At 61.9% G+C, this 21,420-nt stretch carries 19 protein-coding genes, 1 tRNA gene and 1 pseudogene; 13 read left to right on the forward strand and 8 right to left on the reverse strand.

The window, feature by feature from the left end; genetic code table 11:
* Positions 1-103 precede the first annotated feature (103 nt).
* Positions 104-177 (forward strand) — tRNA-Thr (locus tag LDN75_RS04400).
* Positions 178-243: 66 nt separating this feature from the next.
* Here LDN75_RS04400 and LDN75_RS04405 read toward each other — a convergent pair.
* The 3 genes from LDN75_RS04405 to LDN75_RS04415 form a co-directional block, all read right to left on the reverse strand.
* Positions 244-1,122 (reverse strand): nucleotidyl transferase AbiEii/AbiGii toxin family protein, encoded by an 879-nt coding sequence (locus tag LDN75_RS04405; protein WP_223935955.1) that lies wholly within the window; start codon positions 1,120-1,122, stop codon positions 244-246.
* Positions 1,119-1,718 (reverse strand): type IV toxin-antitoxin system AbiEi family antitoxin domain-containing protein, encoded by a 600-nt coding sequence (locus LDN75_RS04410; protein WP_223935956.1) that lies wholly within the window; start codon positions 1,716-1,718, stop codon positions 1,119-1,121. Before LDN75_RS04410 ends, LDN75_RS04405 begins: the two co-directional genes overlap by 4 nt.
* Before the next feature lie 98 nt (positions 1,719-1,816).
* Entirely contained in the window at positions 1,817-3,085 is a 1,269-nt protein-coding gene (locus LDN75_RS04415; RefSeq protein ID WP_223935957.1) for a cation:proton antiporter, read from the reverse strand.
* A gap of 168 nt (positions 3,086-3,253) precedes the next feature.
* Here LDN75_RS04415 and LDN75_RS04420 point away from each other — a divergent pair, with 168 nt between their 5' ends.
* On the forward strand, positions 3,254-4,939 hold the full coding sequence (locus LDN75_RS04420) for a RecQ family ATP-dependent DNA helicase (protein WP_223935958.1): 1,686 nt from the start codon (positions 3,254-3,256) through the stop codon (positions 4,937-4,939).
* Positions 4,940-4,959: 20 nt separating this feature from the next.
* Here the strand turns inward: LDN75_RS04420 and LDN75_RS04425 are convergent.
* Positions 4,960-5,340 (reverse strand): annotated as a pseudogene (locus LDN75_RS04425) (NAD(P)H-hydrate dehydratase); the annotation flags it as partial.
* Between the two features lie 189 nt (positions 5,341-5,529).
* Here LDN75_RS04425 and LDN75_RS04430 point away from each other — a divergent pair.
* Positions 5,530-6,849, forward strand: coding sequence for an FAD-dependent oxidoreductase (locus LDN75_RS04430; protein ID WP_223935959.1), 1,320 nt, complete (start codon positions 5,530-5,532; stop codon positions 6,847-6,849).
* Positions 6,850-7,095: 246 nt separating this feature from the next.
* A complete protein-coding gene (locus LDN75_RS04435) occupies positions 7,096-7,557 on the forward strand; it encodes a GatB/YqeY domain-containing protein (protein ID WP_223935960.1) in 462 nt (153 codons plus the stop codon).
* A gap of 29 nt (positions 7,558-7,586) precedes the next feature.
* On the opposite strand, the gene LDN75_RS04440 is transcribed toward LDN75_RS04435, so the two are convergent.
* The 3 genes from LDN75_RS04440 to LDN75_RS04450 form a co-directional block, all read right to left on the reverse strand.
* The gene (locus tag LDN75_RS04440) at positions 7,587-8,318 is read right to left on the reverse strand and encodes a DUF72 domain-containing protein (RefSeq protein WP_223935961.1); all 732 of its coding nucleotides are present in this window, start codon (positions 8,316-8,318) and stop codon (positions 7,587-7,589) included.
* 98 nt (positions 8,319-8,416) lie between these two features.
* Complete coding sequence (locus LDN75_RS04445) at positions 8,417-8,659, reverse strand: hypothetical protein (protein WP_223935962.1); 243 nt, start codon at positions 8,657-8,659, stop codon at positions 8,417-8,419.
* 122 nt (positions 8,660-8,781) lie between these two features.
* Positions 8,782-9,813 (reverse strand): LacI family DNA-binding transcriptional regulator, encoded by a 1,032-nt coding sequence (locus LDN75_RS04450; RefSeq protein ID WP_223935963.1) that lies wholly within the window; start codon positions 9,811-9,813, stop codon positions 8,782-8,784.
* A 207-nt stretch (positions 9,814-10,020) separates the two neighbouring features.
* Between LDN75_RS04450 and LDN75_RS04455 the strand changes: the two genes are divergently transcribed.
* From LDN75_RS04455 to LDN75_RS04470, 4 genes are all read left to right on the forward strand, one after another.
* Positions 10,021-11,325 carry an extracellular solute-binding protein gene (locus LDN75_RS04455; protein ID WP_223935964.1) on the forward strand — a complete coding sequence of 435 codons (1,305 nt, stop codon included), beginning with the start codon at positions 10,021-10,023 and terminating at the stop codon, positions 11,323-11,325.
* Between the two features lie 61 nt (positions 11,326-11,386).
* A complete protein-coding gene (locus LDN75_RS04460; protein WP_223935965.1) occupies positions 11,387-12,316 on the forward strand; it encodes a sugar ABC transporter permease in 930 nt (309 codons plus the stop codon).
* Positions 12,313-13,143: a carbohydrate ABC transporter permease gene (locus LDN75_RS04465; protein WP_223935966.1), complete on the forward strand. Its 831-nt coding sequence runs from the start codon at positions 12,313-12,315 to the stop codon at positions 13,141-13,143. Before LDN75_RS04460 ends, LDN75_RS04465 begins: the two co-directional genes overlap by 4 nt.
* 76 nt (positions 13,144-13,219) lie before the next feature.
* Complete coding sequence (locus tag LDN75_RS04470; RefSeq protein WP_223935967.1) at positions 13,220-15,802, forward strand: glycoside hydrolase family 78 protein; 2,583 nt, start codon at positions 13,220-13,222, stop codon at positions 15,800-15,802.
* Between the two features lie 78 nt (positions 15,803-15,880).
* Here the strand turns inward: LDN75_RS04470 and LDN75_RS04475 are convergent, their stop codons facing one another.
* Positions 15,881-16,339 carry a MarR family winged helix-turn-helix transcriptional regulator gene (locus LDN75_RS04475; protein WP_223935968.1) on the reverse strand — a complete coding sequence of 153 codons (459 nt, stop codon included), beginning with the start codon at positions 16,337-16,339 and terminating at the stop codon, positions 15,881-15,883.
* A 139-nt stretch (positions 16,340-16,478) separates the two neighbouring features.
* On the opposite strand from LDN75_RS04475, the gene LDN75_RS04480 reads away from it, so the two are divergent.
* The 5 genes from LDN75_RS04480 to LDN75_RS04500 are packed head-to-tail and all read left to right on the forward strand — an operon-like array spanning position 16,479 to position 21,417.
* Positions 16,479-17,429 carry an SDR family NAD(P)-dependent oxidoreductase gene (locus LDN75_RS04480; protein ID WP_223935969.1) on the forward strand — a complete coding sequence of 317 codons (951 nt, stop codon included), beginning with the start codon at positions 16,479-16,481 and terminating at the stop codon, positions 17,427-17,429.
* 2 nt (positions 17,430-17,431) lie between these two features.
* On the forward strand, positions 17,432-18,322 hold the full coding sequence (locus tag LDN75_RS04485) for an amidohydrolase family protein (RefSeq protein ID WP_223935970.1): 891 nt from the start codon (positions 17,432-17,434) through the stop codon (positions 18,320-18,322).
* 1 nt (position 18,323) lies between these two features.
* Positions 18,324-19,538 carry an acyl-CoA dehydrogenase family protein gene (locus LDN75_RS04490; RefSeq protein WP_223935971.1) on the forward strand — a complete coding sequence of 405 codons (1,215 nt, stop codon included), beginning with the start codon at positions 18,324-18,326 and terminating at the stop codon, positions 19,536-19,538.
* Between the two features lie 39 nt (positions 19,539-19,577).
* On the forward strand, positions 19,578-20,033 hold the full coding sequence (locus LDN75_RS04495; protein ID WP_223935972.1) for a MaoC family dehydratase: 456 nt from the start codon (positions 19,578-19,580) through the stop codon (positions 20,031-20,033).
* A 58-nt stretch (positions 20,034-20,091) separates the two neighbouring features.
* Positions 20,092-21,417, forward strand: coding sequence for an MFS transporter (locus tag LDN75_RS04500; RefSeq protein ID WP_223935973.1), 1,326 nt, complete (start codon positions 20,092-20,094; stop codon positions 21,415-21,417).
* Positions 21,418-21,420: the final 3 nt, after the last annotated feature.

Here is a 21,420-nt window from a genome sequence, read left to right on the forward strand (position 1 = left end):
GGCTGGTCACCTTGGGTTTATGCCCCGGGTGGGTAGCCGCCTTCGTGATTTCCGTGAGGGGGAGGGTCTGGGCTAACCTTATCTAGCGTCGTTTTCGGCGCATGCCTCCTTAGCTCAGTTGGCCAGAGCACCGCTCTTGTAAAGCGGGGGTCGTCGGTTCGAATCCGACAGGGGGCTCTTAGCTTGGCTTTGAGCTGCGGGTATATTGCCGCTGGCCCTTTCGGCGCCGGCCATCACCGCAGTCTATGACCAGGAACGCCCGTCGGGGCTCCACCGGTGATGGTCTTCTGCGGAACCGTCGAACACCGGCTCAATGAACCTGAGCACACGCTCAACCTGCGCGTCAAGGTTCTGCTCGCACATATCTTCCACTTTGAGCTTCCTGCGCCATGCAGCCCATTTCGCTTGCCCGGTCGCCCCGTAGCTGGCCATAAGGGCTCGGAGCGGACCGAGTTCGATACCGCGGTGCCTGGCCACTTGTACCGTTGCTTGTCTGACGTCTGCGGCATCGAACTCGAATCGGTCGGACAGGAGTGCCACGTCCAGCAGGTCCCGCCACCGGGTGCTCGTGGTGCCGCGCTGGAGCATGGTGACGGTCTTCTCGGCAATCACCGTCACCAAGGGATGACCTTTCATCTTCACAGTTCCGCCGAGCAGCGACGGTAGTTCGATCTGCTCCGGCTCGGGCCAGATCGGGTCACCGGTACTGATGTCGAGCTTGATGGCAATTCTCGCCCGGCCCAGGACCGCGGGCAGTGAGACCCGCAGGCCGCTGTACTCGTCTTCGTCGCGGATCTGTTCGATCTGCATGAACGCATGGTCGAAGACCAGGCCGTCGTCGACGACGACGTCGCACATCATTTTCACCACTTCGGTGACGTGATCGACGTCGAGTCGGAAATCGAGTGCCTGCATGTCAATGTCACGGGTCGGGCGGCGCAGCGCGTGGGCGGACAGCAGGACGCCACCTTTGAGGCAGAAGTCATCCGCAAACGGTGTGTCTGCCAGACGCGCCAGGAAGCGCTCCAGCCCGTAAAGCGTGAAGATCTCGTCAGAGGGTCGCCTACGCTCTCGTGCGACTTTCTGCAGCCGGAGGTAAATGGACCGGCTGCCTGCCGTCACAGGAGGACCTCCATTGCCTGGCGGAGTGGCCGCTTGGAACGAGGGACCGACGAGGCGATATCCATGAGGCGTGCGGGTTGTGACTCTGGGCGCTTGAGCCAGTTACGAAGCGCTTCGATTCCGGTTTCGTAGCCGGCGCTTGCGCGAAGGCGAAAGGCGTCGACGATCGAGCGTTCAGGCGAGTAGATACCGATTCTCGCCTCATCTTCCCCTTCGACCGCGATGCTTGAACGGCCGACGTCGAAGGTCGCCTTGTCGAAGATATGCCAGGTGACTTGGGCCGAGAGTTGCGGAGGGGTCTTGCCGCGGGGCAAGGCCAAATCGATGCTGGACGGGATTTCGTCGATGAGCCCATGCCGGGCGAGGGCGCTGGTCAGGCAGATCGTGGCCAGGGGAGCCTTTCGGGATGCTTCAAGCAGATCGATATCGGCCTCAATGCCCGTTCCGGCGATGTACAGCCCGGAGCCGATCCTCTCAACCAGGCCCGCGTCGCGCATTCGGTACAGGCTCGCGTGAGAGACCCCGTGCTTTGCGGCCTCGGAGATGCTGAAGAGGCCGCGCGGAAGGCGCTCGACTAGGTGACTTTGGCGCTTCATGTTCATATTCTACGACAGATAACTCTATCTGTCGTGGAAAATGACCACGCGAACGATGACGGCCAAGATGATGATCGTGACTGCGGCGGCCGCAATGATTAAGCGTCCCTGTCCTCAGGGACTTCCTCCTGCGGCACTGGTGTTCTGCCTTGACGTTCACGCTGGCCCTGCCGAAGCGCCAGCAGCGGAAACAGGAGCACAGAGAGCATGCCGGCCCCAACGAGTGCTGACGAGATTCCGCTTGAAATGAACCCCTGATCCCTGCCAATGGCTGTGACGGCAACGATAATCGGCAGGCCGGTGGCCCCGAAAAGCATGATCGCCCGTTTCTCGGCGAAAGTGGACCTCGGTGGGGCAGCAAGCATCGACGGCAGGCCCCGGACGATCAGCAGGAGGAGCACGAACAGCGGGACCATTGCCAGGGCTGTCGGGCTGGACGTGAGTGCGCCGAGATCAAAATCGATGCCGGTATCGATGAAGAAGATGGGCACCAGAAAGCCGAACGCGACGGCGTCGAGTTTGGTCTCGATCACCTTACGGTCCCGTTCGGGAGCACGCTCTATGGCCACCTTCCAGAGAACGCCCGCGGCGAATGCACCCAGTAACATGTCCAGTCCCAGGACCATGCTCAGCACTACGAGCACGGTGAGGATGAACATGATGGAGCGGACGGCGAACTGCCCGCTGGTGTGGAGGGTCCTCGTGACCTGCGAGTGGAACAGCGTGTGCCTTGCCCTGGAGGCCAGGAAGATCGCAATGCCGGTCAGGAAGACGAATCCGAGAAGCACCGCCGTTGCCGGACCCAGCTGCCTGCCGCTGAAGAACAGCGAGATTGCAATCAGCGGACCAAACTCGCCAGCTGCACCCAATGCAGTGACGGCGGTACCCATCGGGGATTTTGATTCACCGGCATCGCGAAGAATGGGCAGCAATGTTCCCAATGCTGTGGAACACAGCGCCACACCGATGATGACGGCGGCCTCCGGCGTGGGGGACAGGAGAAAGCCCGCGCCAACGCCCGCTGCCAACGAGATCACCCAGCCCGCTGATGCGCGGATGGCGGGACGGCCCCGGATATCGGAAAAATCGATCTCGTTGCCGGCCACGAAGAAGAGGATCGCCAGCCCGAAATCAGCCAGGGTATCCGTGAACTGCGTGGATTGGATCCATCCCAACACGCTGGGACCCAGCAGGATTCCGAGGACGATCTCGAACACCACCAGCGGCACCTTGACCGCCCGGTCAAGGAAGCGGACAGCAAGGGGCGCCGCCACGGCCAGTAAGGCGATCAAAACAAGGGATGTAGACAAGCCCTGCATCAGCGGTACCTCCGGTACCTTACCCGCTTCGAAGGAAAAGTATTCCAAAGCTACCGCCAGCCTTGGGATGACGCCATGAGTCCAGGCCTTCGGTAGGCCTCCAGAGTTATCCACAAGCAGGAAGAAGCGCACGACGCCGGGTCCCACCTCGCGTTAGTCTGGTTACCTCGGCTGAAGCAAGCGGCCGCAACACCCACTGTGCGGAGCCGTTTTCCGATGTCCGATGATCCAGCCCTGGGCGCCCTTGCGGCGTCTTCCTTTTCCCTGCCAAAGCTCCGCGAGGGCCAGCTCGCAGCCATGAACGCGCTCGCGGGTGGCCGCGACGTCCTGGCCGTCATGCCCACTGGGTACGGTAAATCAGCCACCTACCAAGTGGCAGCCAAGTACCTTTACAACCAAACGGGACGCCCCGCCGTCGTGGTTTCTCCGTTGATCGCCCTGCAGGAAGACCAGCTGGACGGACTGAACGGGCAGCTGGGTGACGGCGTGGCCGTCGCGATCAATTCCTCCCATAGTGACTCGGAAGTGGAGGACGCCTGGGAAGCAGCCGAGTCCGGCAAAGCGACTTTCGTGTTTCTGGCCCCCGAACAGTTGGCCAAAAAGGAGACCGTGGACCGCATAGCCAAGTTGCACATCACCCTGTTCGTGGTTGATGAGGCCCACTGCGTCTCCTCATGGGGTCATGACTTCCGCCCCGATTACCTTGATCTGGGAAATGTCCGTGAAAGATTGGGAAACCCTCCGGTGGCAGCCCTTACCGCCACGGCCTCACCTCCGGTGCGCGATGAGATTCTGGAACGGCTGGGCATGAAGGATCCGCTGGTCCTGGTCCGTGGCTTTGACCGGCCCAACATAAGCCTTGACGTGGTCCGCCACCAAGAGGACAAAGGTAAGCGAAAAGCCGTCCTGGAGCAGGTTGCTGCGCTGGCCAAGGGAGGAGAACGGGGGCTCCTGTACGCCGCCACCCGCAAGGACACGGAAAAGTACGCCACCAAACTCGTAAAGGAAGGGCTCCGCGCCGAGGCCTACCACGCGGGCCGGTCGGATGCTGACCGGGAGCGCATCCATGAGCAGTTTCTGGACGATGAGCTCGACGTCGTGGTTGCCACAACCGCTTTCGGCATGGGAATCAACAAACCCAATGTGCGGTTCGTCGTCCATGCCGACATTCCGGAATCACTGGATGCCTATTACCAGGAAATCGGCCGTTCCGGACGGGACGGGAAACCGGCCGGCGCCATACTGCACTACCGCGAGGAGGATCTTGGCCTTCGGAAGTTCTTCGGCACGCATTCACCTGACCCGGATTCGCTCCTGGCAGTCCTGAAGATCCTGAAAGCCGCAGGCGCTCCTGCCCCCAAGGGCGCGCTCGCGGAGTTGACGGGATTCCCTGTCCGTCGCCTCACTGGGCTCGTCAACCAGCTGGAGGAAGCAGGCGCCGTCACCACGGGTAAGCGCGGCATCCGCCTGGCGTCCAAAGCCAAGCTGCCGGCCCTGGTGGCCCGCGCCGTCGAACTGGCCGAAGCCCGCCAGCGCGTTGACCAGTCCCGGCTCACGATGATGCGCGCATACGCGGAGACGGATGGCTGCCGTCGGCAGTTCCTGCTGGGCTACTTCGGTGAAGAACTTTCCAAGCCGTGCGGCAATTGTGATGCATGCGCCGATGCTTCCAAAGCCAGCGATGCTTTTCACAGCGCAGATGAAGAGCGTGACGCAGATGAACAGCGTGCTGGAGAAAGCGATCCATTCCCGGTGCAGTCCGCCGTGATGCACAAGGAATGGGGTCCGGGCCTGGTGATGAGGCATGAGGACGATGTCATCACCGTCCTGTTCGAACAGGAGGGGTACAAGACGCTCTCCCGCAGTGCAGTTGTGGAGCATGAACTCCTGAAACCCGCATAGGTACTTGCCCGCGGAATGGCTCAGGTGTTCAGTTCCAGCATCAGGGCGGGCAATTCGTCGGCGAGTTCGCGGGCAAGGAACCCGAGCGGGCCCAGCTTGCTGGCCAAGCGGTCCGCTGCGGCGGCGTGGAGGTGTGTTCCCCAGCAGGCAGCCTGTGCGCCGCTGGTTCCACGCGCCCGGAGACCGGTGATGGCACCGGCCAGTACGTCTCCGCTGCCCGACGTACCCAGGCCTCCGTACCCGGTGGTGATCTTCCATAGTTTCGGTTCCTCAGGTGCTTCCCCAGGTGGCCGTGCGATCACGCCCTGGCAGCTCACCACTGCGCCGTATTGTTCGGACAGGGCGGCTACGTCTGTTTCCAAGTGGTTTGCGTCCCGTCCCAGCAGGATTGCTGCCTCGGAAACCCACTCCCTCCCCTGGTCCTTGCCAAATGCAGAACACTACCCACTGCGTACCCATGGGGACCAAAGACTAAACGCACGACGGCGACCTTCCGTGCAGCGCTGGCGGCCACCCGGCGTCGAATCTTATCGACAGGTGAAGACTGTCAAGCCCTGTTGCCCGGACTCACGGTGAAGTAAGTTGCTCGCATGGAGGACACATACCAAGTCATCGTGGTGGGTGCCGGCTTTGCAGGCGTTGCGGCAGCCAAAAAACTAGGCCGGAAGGGCGTACGCGTCCTGTTGATCGACTCGAACAACTACCACCAGTTCCAGCCGCTCCTTTATCAATTGGCTACTTCCCAGATCGGGGTTTCAGCCATTACGCGCCCGCTGCGCTCCGTTTTTCGCCGCTACAAGACCGTCAAAGTCCTGACGGCGAGTGTTGCCTCCATTGATGCTTCGCAACGGTCAGTCACCACCTCCGATGGCGTGAGTTTGCGGGCGGAGATCCTGGTCATCGCGGTAGGTGCCGTTCCCAACTTCTTCAACACCCCAGGTGCCGAGCAACATGCTTTCCCGCTGTACTCCGTTACGGACGCCACCAGGCTAGGCACCGCCATTACGCGGCTGCTTGATCAGGCAGATAGAACCTCTGACGGTCTTGTGGATGTCGTCGTGGTCGGAGGAGGTCCCACTGGTGTGGAGACGGCCGGAGCCATGGCTGAAAACGTCAAATATATGGTGCGCAAATACTTCTCGGCCGAGCTTGCTGCCCGGTGCCGCGTGCACTTGGTGGACATGGTTCCCAGCGTGTTGAACATGTTTTCCACGAAGTCCCAGCGGTACGCCACCGAACGTCTTCGGAAGGTGGGCGTCCAGTTGCATATGGGGGTGGGCGTTACCGAGGTACGCAGCGATGGCGTGGCGTTGGCTGATGGGAGCTTCGTCCCCGCGCAGATCGTTGTTTGGGCCGGCGGGTTGAAAGCCGGAGACCTCATCAGCACTTCGGGGCTGACGCAGGGCAAAGGTGGGCGTGTGGATGTTCGTCCAGACCTGACCGCCCCGGATGTGGATGGTGTGTACGTCATCGGCGATGCTGCCAACATCACCGATTCCACTGGCGCGAAGTTGCCCCAGCTCGGCTCCGTGGCCCAACAGGCCGGAAAATGGGCAGCCGCCAACATCCTCGCGCAGCTTACGGGAGGTAGCCCTACTCCCTTCCGCTACGTCGACAAGGGCTATATGGCGATGGTCGGACGCGGTGCTGCCGTGGCAGAACTTGGTCGCAAACGAATCCAGTTGCAGGGCCTTTTCGCCTTCTTGTCCTGGCTCTTGGTTCACTTGGCGCTGTTGTCCGGGGTCCAGCAGAAAGTCCGTGCACTGTTTTCCTGGCTCAACGGATACCTCCTTCACAGCCCCGCGCAGGTTGTGGTCAGCGGCCCAACCGAGAAGGAGCTTGCCGGGCCGATTCCTCCCGAGCTCCCTCCGGCCCCATCAACGGATGCAGGCCTGGAAACGAAGAACTAGCTCGAGTTGCTGCAGCGCCCTGCGCTCCCGTTCGTTTAGATGCATGGTTGTCCCTCCCATGTAGCGCTAAGGCTCCTCGGTGCGATCGGTGAGCCAACCGGTTCCTTCAAGGAATTCCAGCGGCACAATAAGCTAAGCATGCTTACTAAATGCTCCGCAAGGGAAATTTCCGGACCCTCATTCCGGCCAGCGTCGACTTGGTGGACTGACTACGATGGCAAGTAGGAACCCCAAACAAGGAGCACAATGTCACTGAAAGACCGCCTCAAAGCAGACGTCGTTGGCCACATGAAGGCGGGCAACAAGACAGCGCTCACCACCGTGCGGAACGTCCTGGGTGAGATCAGCACCCGCGAAAAGTCGGGCAAAACGCCCATCGAGTTGGACGATGCGCAGGTTACTTCACTGCTCCAAAAGGAAGCTGCAAAACGTCGGGATACCGCGCGCATCTACACCGAAGCCGGGGAAACAGACAGGGCAGCCGCCGAAGTTGCGGAGGCTGAGATTATTGAGGCGTACCTCCCCAAGCCGCTAAGCCGCGAAGAAGTGGAAGGCATCGTCGACGAAGCCATCGCCGACTTGAAAGCCGACGGGCAGGAACTCTCAATGCGTTCCATCGGCGCCGTCATGAAGCCGGTCACGGCCAAGGTTGCAGGACGCTTCGACGGCAAGACCGTCAGCGAGATCGTGCGAAGTCGCCTGGGCTAAGACCCGCCCGCTGGTTCGCCCTTGGCGAGTCAGCCGATCCCAAGCAGCCACCGCAAAGTCTCGGCATTGCGCACGGCGTTACCTCCGCCGTCGTTGTTGAAATAGGCGTACACGTCCTTGCCCATGCTGCTCCACTCACGGATCCGATCCGCCCACCAGCGAAGATCCTCCTCCGAATACGAGCCGCCATAGAGGTGCTCGGTATCCGGCCCGTGCAGCCGGACGTAAACGAATGGTGCGGTGGCGCGGAGGATGCACGGCAGGTTGGCGCCGCTCATGATGCAGTAGGCGGACTCGTGGCGTTCAAGCAACGCGTATACGTCAGGGTGGTCCCAGCTATCGTGCCGGAACTCCACCGCCACGCGAATCCAGTGGGGTAGGGCTGCGAGGAAGTAATCGAGGCGGGCATCATCGCGGGCAAAACCAGGAGGAAGCTGGACAAGCAGCACAGCCCTTTTGTCGCCCAGTTCATGCCAGCAACGGGTGATCCGTTCCACCCAAACTTCCGGGCTGTAAAGCTTCTTCCCGTGCGTGAGGCCTCTGGGCGCCTTGACCGACATCGCAAATCCTGGAGGCAGGCGGTCATGCCAGCTCTTGAATGCCGTGTCCCGGGGCCAGCGGTAAAAACTCGCGTTGAGCTCTACCGTGTCGAAGCGCGCAACGTAGTGGGCCAGGCGCTTGGATGTTGGTAGACCCGGCGGGTAGAGCGCGTTCTCCCAATGGTCGTAGCTCCAGCCCGAGGTACCGATGCGGATAGTCACGGTGTGGATGGTAGTCCTCGTGAACGCGATTAACAGCTCATGTCACGCGTCAGCTCGGGCGTCCGGAGGCCACGACCAATGCTCGGATGCTCTTCTGCTCAGGACTGGATGCCCGCCCTGGCGATCAATGCCTGGAGATCTTCGGCGACCTTGGCCACCTCGCGCTGCCTTGCGTTCCGCGTCGACTGTGCGTCGTGGGTGGATGATCGCATTACGCGGGGAGAAATGCGTGTCCGGGCGTTGGGACGGAATGCGCCATCGCGTCCAATCCTGGGTTCACGTACGGGTGCGTCGACGGTGACGCGGCCCTGGAGGGGGTCGTGGAAAAGTGGGAGATTCATGGTCCATTCCGGGATAACAGGATGTGAACTTTGATCCTGACATGCACGACTCCAGCCCGGTATGGACAGGTGCCTACCAGCACCGCGAGAGACTGTGCACATGTCCATGCCACGCCGGGGTGCTACCTGCCGGCGGGCTCCGCAGTCGTCTTCCTGACGATCAACCGCGGCGGAACGAGGATGTGTTCCGACTCGCTGCGGCCCTCGATCCGGGAGAGCAGCAGTTCCGCCGCCTGGCGGCCCATTTGCACGCCGGATTGATCGACTGTAGTCAGGCCTATGGGCGGGAGCGACGCGGCCGGCACATTGTCGTAGCCCACCAAGGAGATGTCCCCGGGGATATTGATCCCAGCGTCGAACAGGCTTGTGAAGGCTCCGAGGGCGGCGACGTCCGCGCCGCCGTGGAGCGCAGTGGGGCGCTCGGCAATTCGTCGGTTTGCTATTGACCGCCCCGCCTCCAAGCCACTTTCGTAGCCCCATCGGCCAGGAACGTGGTCAATGTAGTCCTCAAGGCCATGCTTTTTCATCGCGAGGTCGTAGCCGTGGCGGCGGACGGTTTGTGGCATTCCCGGCTCGCTCTCCGGCTGGGTGTTGGCCAGCATGGAAATCCGTTCGTGGCCCAGCGAGACGAGGTGATCCACGATGATTGCGCTGCCCGCGATGTCGTCGCTTGCCACGGTGTCGAAGTACTTTGCGGGTCCATGGCGGCCGAGGACTACGACGGGGATGGTACGGCCGAGACGCTCCAGTTCCTCATTGGGTCCGAAGGGTGCGATCAGCAGCAAACCATCCATGCGGCGGTCCACCATGGCTTCGATGAGCTTCTTTTGGGCGTCAAGGCCATGCCGCGCCTGGCCGATGAGAACTTGGTACCCAAGTTCCTCGGCGACGTCGCGGACGCCCTCAACCAGGACGGAAAAGAACGTATTGGAGAGGTCCACCAAGAAGACGCCCAAAGTGTAGCTGTTGCCGCGCATGCCCCGGGCAAGAGCTAGCGGCCGGTAGTTCAGGAGGGCCATGGTCTCCTCTACCTTGGCCCGCATGGCGGGGCTGACACCGTACGCGTTGCGCAGGACCTTGGACACGGCGGCCCGCGAAACGCCGGCTTGCTCAGCAACGTCGCTGATGGTTGCGCGTTTCAGCTGCTCGGTCATTTGGCTTCCCTCCATTGCCTTCTTCCGTAATTGTAGATTGATCTACGAAAAACTCTTGGCAAGGGCTGTGACATGACTTACAGTAGACAAACGTAGACCGATCTACACAAATACACACAGGGCCGGATGCGAGATGTGCAGGTCCGCTTTGAAACGTTCCACAAGCTAAGGGGCTTGTGGCTTTACGAGGAGGTAAAGATGGCCGCAATGAGCAAGCAGCGCTGGGCCGCTCTGGCTGGGGGAGTGACAGTCTTGGCGCTGGCTCTGACCGGTTGCAGTGCGGGCAGCAGCGGTGGCGGAAGCGAGAAAACCATCACCTGGCTGGTGGACAACGCTGAGAACACCGTGTCGGCGGCGGAGAAGGTCGCGGAAGAATTCACGGCCGCAAACCCCGGCATCAAGGTGGAGATTGAAACCCGTCCGCAGGGCGGTGACGGCGACAACATCGTCAAGACCCGGCTGTCCACAGGAGACATGGCCGACGTCTTCAACTACAACACGGGCTCGCTTCTGCAGCAGATCAACCCTGGGCAGAACCTGCAGCCCATCACCAATGAGTCTTACCTCTCCAACGTCACGGAATCCTTCAAACCTGTGGTGACATCCGGTAGCGACGTTTATGGCGTTCCGTTCAGCACTGGCATGGCTGGCGCCGTTCTCTACAATAAGAAGGTCTACGAGAAGCTGGGCCTGTCCGTTCCCAAGACCTGGGACCAATTCATGGAGAACAGCCGGAAGATCAAGGCCGCCGGAATCGCGCCGATCATCCAGTCCTACCAGACCACTTGGACTTCCCAGCTCTTCGTCCTGGGCGACTTCGCCAACGTTGTCACTGCGGAACCCAACTTCCCCGCGGACTACACCGCCAACAAGGCCAAGTACGCCACGAATCCTGCCGCGATCAAGGGCTTCGAACACCTTGAAGAGGCAGGCAAGGCCGGACTGTTCAACGACGACTTCGCCTCCACCACGTACCAGCAAGCGCAGGAAAAGCTGGTCAACGGCGAGGGAGCGCAGTACCCCATCCTGAGCTTCGCGTTGGCCAACATCAAGGTGACGTATCCGGAGAAGCTGAACGACCTCGGGCTGTTCCCGCTTCCGGGCGATGACGCGTCCAAGAACAAGCTGACCGTGTGGATGCCTGGTGGCACGTACATTCCCAAGTCCACCAAGAACCTGGAAGAAGCCAAGAAGCTCCAGGCGTTCATCGCCAGCAAGGCAGGATGCGACGCCCAGACCGCAGCGGTGGGGGCAGCCGGCCCGTACCTCGTGAAGGACTGTGAGTTGCCCTCGGACGTTCCGAACGCAGTGAAGGACATGCTCCCGTTCTTCGAAGACCAGGCCAAGAACAGCCCCGCCCTGGAATTCCTTTCCCCTGTCAAGGGTCCTGCCCTTGAGCAGATCACGGTCGAAGTTGGCTCGGGTATCCGCTCCGCCAAGGACGGCGCCGCCCTCTACGACGAGGACGTCAAAAAGCAGGCCAAGCAGCTGAACCTGCCCGGCTGGAACTGACCTCCGAAACCTACAAGCCGTTCGGGCCTTCCCGGCCCGGACGGCCCTTGGAGAGATTCTCATGACACTGAACACAGCACCAACCACGACGGCGGTGCGGCCGGTACCGCGGGCCGCGCAGTCCAAGCGCCGCAAAGGGAAGTCGCCCTACCCGTACTGGTTCTACCTCCCCGCAGCGGTGGTTTACACCGCCCTGTTCCTGGTCCCCACGTTCGCTTCGTTCTTCTTCAGCTTCACTCGCTGGAACCTGACGGAATTCACGTGGATCGGCCTGGACAACTTCATTCAGTTCTTCCAGGAACCGGCCCTCCTCAAGGGCCTCACCAACACGTTCATCTACGGCGTGGTGACGTCCACGCTGAAAGTAGTCCTGGGCATGCTCCTGGCAGTCCTGCTGACTTCCCAGATCATCGCCCGCGGCTACCTTCGCTCCGTGATGTTCTTCCCTGTGTTGCTGAGCAGCATCGGCGTCGGCATTGTCTTTACCACGCTGATGGATCCGTCCAAGGGCATGATCAATGAGGGCCTGGCTGCCATCGGCATCGAAGGTCCGGGATGGCTTACGGACCCTGCGTGGGCTCTGCTGTCCGTCGCTCTGGTGGACGTCTGGAAAGGCGTGGGCCTGGCTACCGTGATTTACATCGCCGGCATTGTGTCCATCCCGCAGGAGTACTTCGAAGCCGCCAAGATGGACGGCGCCAGTTCGTTCAAGAGCTTCTTCAATATCACCCTGCCGCTGGCCCGGCCGGCAACTGCCACGGTCATCATCCTGTCCCTCATCGGCGGCCTTCGTTCCTTCGACCTGATCTGGGCCATGACCAAAGGCGGTCCGGGGTTCACGTCGGACGTCATCGCCTCGGTTATCTACAAGCAGTACCAAGCAGGCTTCTACGGCCTGTCCACCGCTGGGAACGTGGTCCTCTTCCTGATTGTCACGGCCATCATCCTGCCCCTGTCCATGTTCTTGAACCGCAAGGAGGTTGAACAGTGACCGCCACCCTCAAGCGCTATGGCATCGGCGTCCTGGCCATCGCCGTCAGCGTCGTCGTCTTCATCATTCCCTTGCTTTTCATGGTCCTCACGGCCGTCAAAGACCGAAGGGAAGCGGCAAAACTTGATTTCGCCTGGCCCACCAGCTTCCAGTTCGTGGAGAACTTCACGCAGGTCCTGTCCGCCCGGAAGTTCATGCTGGTCACCGCCTTCATCAACAGCACCATCCTCACAGTGGTGAGCGTGACCATCCTGGTGGTCCTCGCCGCCATGGTGGCCTGGGTGCTTCAGCGCCGCAAGTCCCGCTGGAACGGCGTGGCCAACTTCCTGATCCTCTCCGGACTGATCATCCCTCCAGCCATCGTGCCCACTATCTGGGTGTTGCAAAGCATGGGGCTGTTCAAGACGCTTCCGGGCCTGATCCTCATTGAAGTGGCATTCGGGCTGTCCTTCTGCGTGATGCTGTTCCGGGCGTTCATCGCCTCCATACCCAAGGAATTGGATGAGGCCGCCGTGATTGATGGCTGCGGACCGGTCCGGTTGTTCTTCAGGGTCATCTTCCCGCTGCTTCGCTCGGTGATCGTCACAGTGATCGTGGTCCAGTCGGTCCACATCTTCAACGATTTCCAGAACCCGCTGTATTTCCTGCCGGGCGACGCGAACGCAACGGTGCAATTGACGCTGTTCAACTTCCAGAGCCAGTTCACCACCAACTACAACCTGCTCTTCATGAACATCCTGCTCATCACAGTGCCGCCGTTCGTCATGTACCTGTTCTTCAATCGGCAGATTGTGGCTGGCATGACGGCGGGTGCCGTCAAAGGCTGAGCACGGCCAAGCACTGAGTGCGCCCCATAAAGCTGACCCACCACACCCGGCCTAACAGCCAAAGGAGACTTTCCCTATGCCTGCCACTGTGCATCCGGCAACTTTCGAACACCTGCCCTACGCCTTCGGAATCGGCGTCGCGACGCCGCGCATCTCGTGGAAGACAACTGCCGAACCTGCCTGGACGCAAGAGGCGTACCAGTTGTCCGTGACCACCGCTGATGGACAATGGACCAGCGAACGCATCGATTCCACGGACTCCGTATTGGTTCCGTGGGAGGCGGCTCCTCTCACCTCCGCCCAACGCGCAGAGGTGAGTGTCCGGGTTTGGGGCGCGGGGGATGAGGCGCCGAGCGAATGGAGCCAGCCATCCGGCGTCGAAACCGGTCTTTTGGAGCCTGTCGACTGGACGGCGACCGCCATCACCCCAGCCTGGGACGAAGATCCGGATTCGGACAGGCGGCCTCCGCTGCTGCGGCGCGGTTTCACTCTTGACCGTCCGGTCGCTTCCGCGAGGCTGTACGTCACCGCGCACGGTCTCTATGAGATGGAGATCAACGGCGAGCGGGTGGGCGACGACACTCTATCGCCGGGGTGGACGGTGTACGGCAAGCGCCTGCGCTACTACACCTACGACGTCACGGGGCACCTGTCCGACGGCGACAACGCCATGGGCGCGCTGCTCGCGGACGGTTGGTACAGGGGCCGCATAGGTTTCAAGGGCGGTCACGCGAACCTTTATGGGGACAAGATTGCGCTGCTGGCGCAGCTTCACGTCACGCACGACGACGGTTCAGTCACCGTCGTCGGAACGGACGGGAGCTGGAAGGCCGGCTTCGGACCGATCCTGTTGTCCAGCTTGTACAAGGGCGAGAAGTACGATGCCCGCGAGCTGCCAAACGGCTGGAGCAGCCCCGGCTTTGATGACCAAGGCTGGGGGCCCGTGACCGGCGTCGAACGCGAAACCAGCACGCTGGTGGCGCCGGAAGGCCCGCCAGTCCGCTGCACCGATGAGGTACGGCCAGTGAGCGTCTGGACGTCCCCGCTGGGCAAGACCTTGATCGACTTCGGGCAGAACCTGGTGGGTCGCCTCCGGATCGCGGTGCGTGGCGAGGCTGGGTCCACCGTTACGCTCCGCCACGCGGAGGTCTTGCAGGACGGCGAGCTGTATACCCGTCCGCTTCGGGGTGCGGACGCCACGGACCAGTACACCTTGGCCGGGACGGGCGAGGAAACGTGGGAGCCGAGGTTCACCATCCACGGCTTCCGCTACGCAGAGATCACCGGTTGGACCGGCGGGGACATCGCCCAGAACGTTGTAGCACGGGTGTACCACACAGACATGGAACGCACCGGCTGGTTCGAGTCCTCCAACCCGGACCTGAACCGCCTCCATGACAACGTCCTGTGGAGCATGAAGGGCAACTTCGTGGACATCCCCACGGACTGTCCCCAGCGCGACGAGCGCCTCGGCTGGACGGGGGACATCCAGGTCTTCGCCCCCACAGCGAGCTTTCTCTACGACTGCTCCGGAATGCTGTCATCCTGGCTCAAGGATGTAGCCGCAGAACAGCTTCCCGATGGCACGGTCCCCTGGTACGTTCCCGTCATTCCCGGCGGAAATTACTGGACACCGATTCGCCCCGGTGCGGTGTGGGGAGATGTTGCCGTGCTGACGCCGTGGACCCTCCACGAGCGCTTCAACGACCCAAGCATCCTGGCCAGCCAGTACGAAAGCGCCAAGGGTTGGGTGGACCTGCTGGACCGCCTTGCCGGTGAGAGCCGCCTTTGGAACGGCAGCTTCCAACTGGGCGACTGGCTGGACCCCACAGCCCCGCCTGAGGATCCCACACAGGCAATGACCGATCCTCACCTCGTGGCCACGGCCTATTTCGCTTGGTCCGCGCGCCACCTCGCCAAGTCGGCTGCCGTGCTGGGCAAGTCCGACGACGAACTGCACTACCTCACGCTGTCCCGGGCAGTCACTGAGGCGTTCGCCCGCGAGTACATCCACGCTGACGGGACCATGACCAGTGACGCGCAGACTGCGTACGCGCTTGCCATTGTCTTTGATCTCTTCCCCGATGCTGCTTCCAAAGCGCGGGCCGGTTCACGATTGGCTGAGCTTGTGCGGGCGAACGGGAACCGCATCGGCACCGGCTTTGCCGGCACACCCGTGGTGTCGGATGCCCTGACTATTGCGGGCGAGGTGGATACCGCTTACGACCTCCTCCTTGAGAAGGAGTGCCCGTCATGGCTCTACGCCGTGGGCAAGGGCGGAACCACCATCTGGGAACGCTGGGATTCCATGCTCCCGGACGGTTCCATCAACCCCGGCGAGATGACGTCGTTCAACCACTACGCCCTCGGAGCTGTGGCTGACTGGATGCACCGCGTTGTTGCCGGTTTGGCTCCGCTCGAGCCGGGCTACCGGAAGATCCTGGTGCGTCCGCAGCCTGGCGGCGGCCTCAGTTGGGCGTCGGCGCGGCACGAGACGCCCTACGGCACCGCATCGGTGCAGTGGCGGATGGACGACGGCGGCTTCACCGCCGTCGTCGAAATTCCCACCGGGACGACGGCGCGTGTCGAGTTGCCGGGGCAGGAACCTGTGGAGGTCAACTCGGGCCGCCACGAGTTCGCGGTGCAGCACGTTTCATAGCGCTTACCCCAAGTAGGTCGCAGTTGTTGTCGTTTTGAGAGCTCAGAACGACAACAACTGCGACCCACTTTTTTGTGCCTAGCCCCAGAGAGCCTTCCTGAGCAGCGCCTTGAGTTGCGTCGCCTCAGTGTCGCTCAGCGAAGACAGCTGTACTTGCTCGCACGCGTCCAGGGCCGAGCGTGCCTTCGTGTGGATACGCCGGCCTTCAGCTGTGGAGACGATGATCTTGGCGCGCCTGTCCTGCTTGCCCTGTGCGCGTTCCACCAGGCCGCGGTGCTCAAGGTCGTCCACCAGGCTGACTACTTGGCTGGGGTCGAGGCTGAGGAAGTCGGCGAGTTCGCGCTGGGTGGGTTCCAGGCCGCTGCAAGCCAGCGTCAACACTGAGAACGACCTCTCGCGCAACCCATAGTCCGCCAATGCCTTGTTGTTCAGGACCGAGCCAGTGGCGTGCAGCTTGGCCAGCAACAAGCCGACGTCGTTGCCGATTTTGGCGGCCGCGAGGCGCGGGGTCTCAACTTCGGTGCTTTGCGGGCCCATGACAACTCCAATAGTAAACAAAAACAATCGTTGACTTTTTCAATGATCCGTATTCTCATTGATCATGACAAGGATCTCACGACGCAGTGGGATCGGCCCCACCGGCTCCGGCTGGTGACTGCATGCGAAGGAGCACGCCATGAGCTTGAACGGCAAGGTTGCAATTGTTACTGGGAGCGGACAGGGTCTTGGCCTCGCGTACGCGAGGGAACTCGCCCGCCAGGGTGCCGCCGTCGTTGTTAATGACGTCAATGCCGAGACCGCGGCGCAGGCCGTCGCAAAGATTGAGGCCGACGGCGGCCGGGCCACCGCTGTTGTGGTTCCGGTGGGAACCACCGACGCCGCCAAAGCGCTCGTGGCAGGTGCCGTTGAGGCATTCGGCGGCTTGGACATTCTGGTCACCAACGCCGGGATCCTGCGTGATAAGAGCCTGCTGAAGATGACCGACGAGGATTTCGACCTGGTGATCAACGTCCACCTGAAGGGGACTTTCACCTGCGTCCGTGAGGCGTTCGCGTACTTCAAGGAAAACAACATCCCGGGCCGCATCATCACCATCGGTTCTCCGACGGGCCAGCGCGGCACCTTTGGCCAGACCAACTACGCCGCTGCCAAGGCCGGGATCGTGGGCATGGTCCGCACATGGGCGCTGGAAATGAAGAAGTCTGGCGTCACCGTCAACACCGTGATCCCGGTGGCTGCCACTGCCATGACCAAGACCGTCCCCTACTTCCAGAAGGCCGTGGAAGCTGAGGAACGCGGCGAGGCCATGCCGTCCTTCTTCCGTCATGACCTCGGTTTCGGCACGGCCGACGACGTCGCTGGACTGATTGCCTTCCTCGCCTCTGATGAGGCTGCGGGCATCACCGGCCAGGCGATCGGCGCCGGCGGTGACCGGCTTCAGGTCTGGACGCACCCGACGGCGGCAACCACCGAATACCGCGACGGCGGCTGGAGCTACGAGGCCCTGCGCGAAAACGCCGGCTCGCTCTTCGGTGCGGACGCGTTGCAGAGCTATGGCGAGCAATTCCTGCCGTTGCCCGAGGGACTGCAGCCTGAACCGGCGGCTGTATCTTCCCAGGCCCGCTGATCATGGCCACCCGTTACGAACTCGGCATCGACGCCGCCAAGCTCGATGCGATCGACATGCACGTCCACCTCGAAGTGGACAGCTGCGGCCATGGCTCCCTTCCGGACGCCCTCACTGAGGCCTCCGCCAAGTACTTCAAGGCCGAGGACCGTACGCCGTCACTGGACAGGATCGCCGAGGTGTACCGCGAACTGAACATGGCCGCCGTCGTCTTTACTGTCGACGCACGAACGCAGCTCAAGCACGAACCCAACAGCATCCCCGAACTGATCGAGGGAGCCGCCCGGAACAACGACGTGCTGATCCCGTTCGGCAGCGTGGACCCCCGCACGGGGGAGGACGCAATCGCCGGGGCCAAGCATCAGGCTATTGAACTCGGCGCCCGCGGTTTCAAATTCCACCCCTCACTGCAGGGTTTTGACCCGTCCAACGAGCAGTTCTACCCGCTCTGGGAAACGCTGCAGGAGTTGGGGTTGCCGTGTATTTTCCACACGGGCCAGAACGGCATGGGCGCCGGGCTTCCCGGCGGGTACGGGATCAAGCTGGCGTACTCAAACCCGCTGCTGCTGGACGCTGTCGCGGCGGATTTCCCGGGCTTGCAGATCATCATGGCCCACCCATCGGTGCCCTGGCAGGACGAGGCCAACTCGATCGCGACGCACAAGTCCAACGTGTTCATCGATCTGTCCGGGTGGTCGCCGAAGTACTTCCCGGAGTCGCTGGTTCGTTTGTCCAACAGCGTGCTGCAGGACAAGGTGCTGTTCGGCACGGACTTCCCGCTCATCACCCCGCAGAAATGGCTGGGTGCTTTCGCGGACCTGCCCGTGAAGGACGAGGTCCGGCCGAAGATCCTCAAGGAGAACGCCGTCCGGCTGCTCGGTTTGGGCGGTTGAGATGAGTACTACTGTCGTGGAACAGCGCCTCTACTCCGCCGCGGACTGGTACGACGCCGAATCCCTCCTCACGGATGATGAGCGCCACGTCTTGGCCCGGCTCCGGGACTTCCTTTCGCAGGATGCCCAACCGTTGCTGGCCGATTATTGGGAGCGGGGCGAGTTCCCGGAGCAGTTGGCGCAGCCCTTGATCGATCTCAACCTCATGGAACCGTTCGAGGCGCCCGCCCGGGGAATTTACCAAGGCTTCCGGACCTTCGAACTTGCCCGCACGGATGCTTCCCTGGCCACCTGGTACACGGCCCAAGCCGGCCTGTTCCGCACAGCCATCCGTGTTGGCGCCTCCGAAGAGCAGCAGCGCGAGTGGATGCCCAAAGTCATTGACTTTTCGCTCAAGGGCGTCTTCTCGCTGACGGAGCCGGAGCACGGTTCGGACATCGCCGGCGGGCTCTCCACCACCGCGCGTTTCGAAGCGGACGTCGACGGCGGAGCAGGCCCGGACGGCGGCAGCTGGGTTTTGGACGGCGCCAAGCGTTGGATCGGTGGCGCGTCCACAGCTGACGTGCTGGCTGTCTTCGCCCGGGACGTCGCCGACGGGCAGGTCAAAGCGTTCCTCGTTGACCGCTCGGCCCCCGGCGTCACGCTGGAGAAGATCCATGGCAAGACCTCGCTGAGGATGATGCAGAACGCCCACATCACCCTGGAAAACGTCCGGGTTCCAGAGGCCATGCGCCTACACAACGTGAACTCGTTCAAAGATGTGGCTGCCATGCTCCGGGCGATGCGTTCGGATGTTGCATGGATCGCCACCGGCATCCAAGCCGGAGCGTTCGAAGCAGCGTTGACCTACGTCAACGAACGCCAACAGTTCGGGCGCACACTGGGCTCGTTCCAGTTGGTGCAGGAGAAGTTGGCCCGCATGCTCGGAAACATCACGGCTTCGCTCTCGCTCGTGGTCCGGCTTACGGAGCAACAGGCTCGTGGGATTTACCGGGATCAGGATTCAGCATTGGCCAAGATGCAGACCAGTTTGTTCATGCGCGAGACCGTCGCTCTCGCCCGCGAAGTGGTCGGCGGCAACGGCATCACGCTCGCTTCCGACGTCGCCCGGTTCCACGCCGACGCCGAAGCCGTCTATTCCTACGAAGGCACCCACGAAATCAACGCCCTCATCATAGGCCGCGCCCTCACGGGCGAGGGCGCTTTCACCCGCTAAGCAACACTTTTTTCAACCAACATTCAACAGGAGGCAACGATGCCCAATCTCGTCGTCGATTTCGACACCCTGCTCACCATGACCGGCAAGGACCTCGGCACCACCGACTACCGCGAAATCACCCAGCAACAGATCAACCTGTTCGCGGACGCCACGGACGATCAGCAGTGGATCCACGTTGATCCTGAGCGCGCCAAGGACGGCCCGTTCGGTGCTCCCATCGCCCACGGTTTCCTGACGCTTTCCCTGATCATTCCGTTCTGGGGCGAGCTGTTCGACGTCGACGGCGTTACCACCAAAGTGAACTACGGCCTGGACAAGGTCCGCTTCACCTCCCCGGTCAAGGTGGGCTCCAAGGTGCGCATGCAGGGCAGCATCGCCGAGGTCACCGAGGTCAAGGGCGGAGCCCAGATCAAGGTCAACGCCACCATCGAGATCGAAGGCCAGGAACGCCCCGCCGTCGTGGCCGAATTCCTCGCCCGTTTCTACAAGTAAGAAGCGTTTCTACAAGTAAAGATCCCACCCCTTTTCCCTCTTCTCCCAAGGAACAGCCATGTCAGGACACACTGCGCTCGCACAGTCGAGCACGGCCGCTAAGCGCAAAGAGGCGCGCACGGTCATCATGTCCAGCTATCTGGGCAGCACCATCGAGTTCTACGACTTCCTGCTGTACGCAACGGCCGCCGCGGTTGCCTTCCCCAAGGTGTTCTTCGCCGGTACTGACGAGTGGGTCGGCGTGGTCGCAGCGTATGCCACCTTCGCGGCGGGCTATGTTGCCCGGCCTTTGGGCGGCATCATCTTCGGGCACTTCGGTGACCGCATCGGCCGTAAGGGCATGCTGATCGTCTCCATGGCGATGATGGGCATCGCCTCCACGTTGATTGGACTGATTCCTGGCGCCAACGTCATCGGACCTTGGGGTGCCGTGATTCTGGTGGTCCTGCGTGTATGCCAGGGCATCGCCGTCGGCGGTGAATGGGGTGGGGCCGCCCTCATGGCTTTGGAGCATTCGGATCCCAAGAGGCGCGGGTTTGCGGCGTCGTTCGTGAACGCCGGTGCCCCAACGGGCGCAGTTCTGGGCACCATGGTCATGGGCATCTTCTCTGCCCTTCCCCAGGACGCGTTCCTGGCCTGGGGTTGGCGTGTGCCGTTCCTGCTGTCCTTCGTGCTCCTGATTGTGGGCATGTTCGTTCGCCTGCGGGTCTCGGAAAGCCCGATCTTCGCCGAGGCAGTAGCCAAGGAAGGTGCCCAAACCACCAAGCGCAAGATCCCGCTGATTGAAGTGCTGCGCCACCCCAAGGCACTGATCATGATCATGTTCGCAGGTGCCGCAGGCTTCGGCCTTCAAGTTGTGCTGCCAACGTTCTCCGTGACCTACGCAGTCTCCAAGGGTGCACCGCAACAGGGCGTGCTCTATGCATTCGCGGGAGCCTCCGCCATCTCCATCGTGTTCGTTCTTCTTGGCGGCAGGCTATCCGACCGATTCGGACGCCGGCCCGTCATGGTTGCGGGCCTCGCGTTGTTCATCGCATACCTGTTCCCCATGTTCGGGATGCTTGGTTCCGGGAATGTCGGCCTGATCTTCCTGGCCTTCACTGTGGCGCTCGTCCTGCACTCGTCCCTGTACGGACCACTGGCAGCGTTTGTGTCGGAGCAGTTTGGGACCACGAACCGCTACACCGGCGCCGCCGTCGGATACCAGTTGGCCACGCTGATAGGTGCCGGCTTCACCCCCGGCATCATCGCGGGCCTGTACAAGGATTCCGGCCAGAGCATCGTCCCCGTGGTGGTGTTCCTTTCCGTCATGGCACTCGTCTCGATTGTGTTCATCCTGCTGACGCGGGAGTCTAAGAATAACGACCTCACTTCGGTCAGTTAGGAG

The sequence above is a fragment of the Arthrobacter sp. StoSoilB5 genome (assembly GCF_019977235.1).
Classification (GTDB): Bacteria; Actinomycetota; Actinomycetes; order Actinomycetales; family Micrococcaceae; genus Arthrobacter.

Coding starts and splice junctions, on each gene's coding strand:
- LDN75_RS04410 (WP_223935956.1), bottom strand. CDS start 1,718: ATGAAGCGCCAAAGTCACCTAGTCGAGCGCCTTCCGCGCGGCCTCTTC.
- LDN75_RS04420 (WP_223935958.1), top strand. CDS start 3,254: ATGTCCGATGATCCAGCCCTGGGCGCCCTTGCGGCGTCTTCCTTTTCC.
- LDN75_RS04430 (WP_223935959.1), top strand. CDS start 5,530: ATGGAGGACACATACCAAGTCATCGTGGTGGGTGCCGGCTTTGCAGGC.
- LDN75_RS04435 (WP_223935960.1), top strand. CDS start 7,096: ATGTCACTGAAAGACCGCCTCAAAGCAGACGTCGTTGGCCACATGAAG.
- LDN75_RS04445 (WP_223935962.1), bottom strand. CDS start 8,659: ATGAATCTCCCACTTTTCCACGACCCCCTCCAGGGCCGCGTCACCGTC.
- LDN75_RS04450 (WP_223935963.1), bottom strand. CDS start 9,813: ATGACCGAGCAGCTGAAACGCGCAACCATCAGCGACGTTGCTGAGCAA.
- LDN75_RS04455 (WP_223935964.1), top strand. CDS start 10,021: ATGAGCAAGCAGCGCTGGGCCGCTCTGGCTGGGGGAGTGACAGTCTTG.
- LDN75_RS04460 (WP_223935965.1), top strand. CDS start 11,387: ATGACACTGAACACAGCACCAACCACGACGGCGGTGCGGCCGGTACCG.
- LDN75_RS04470 (WP_223935967.1), top strand. CDS start 13,220: ATGCCTGCCACTGTGCATCCGGCAACTTTCGAACACCTGCCCTACGCC.
- LDN75_RS04475 (WP_223935968.1), bottom strand. CDS start 16,339: ATGGGCCCGCAAAGCACCGAAGTTGAGACCCCGCGCCTCGCGGCCGCC.
- LDN75_RS04480 (WP_223935969.1), top strand. CDS start 16,479: ATGAGCTTGAACGGCAAGGTTGCAATTGTTACTGGGAGCGGACAGGGT.
- LDN75_RS04485 (WP_223935970.1), top strand. CDS start 17,432: ATGGCCACCCGTTACGAACTCGGCATCGACGCCGCCAAGCTCGATGCG.
- LDN75_RS04490 (WP_223935971.1), top strand. CDS start 18,324: ATGAGTACTACTGTCGTGGAACAGCGCCTCTACTCCGCCGCGGACTGG.
- LDN75_RS04495 (WP_223935972.1), top strand. CDS start 19,578: ATGCCCAATCTCGTCGTCGATTTCGACACCCTGCTCACCATGACCGGC.
- LDN75_RS04500 (WP_223935973.1), top strand. CDS start 20,092: ATGTCAGGACACACTGCGCTCGCACAGTCGAGCACGGCCGCTAAGCGC.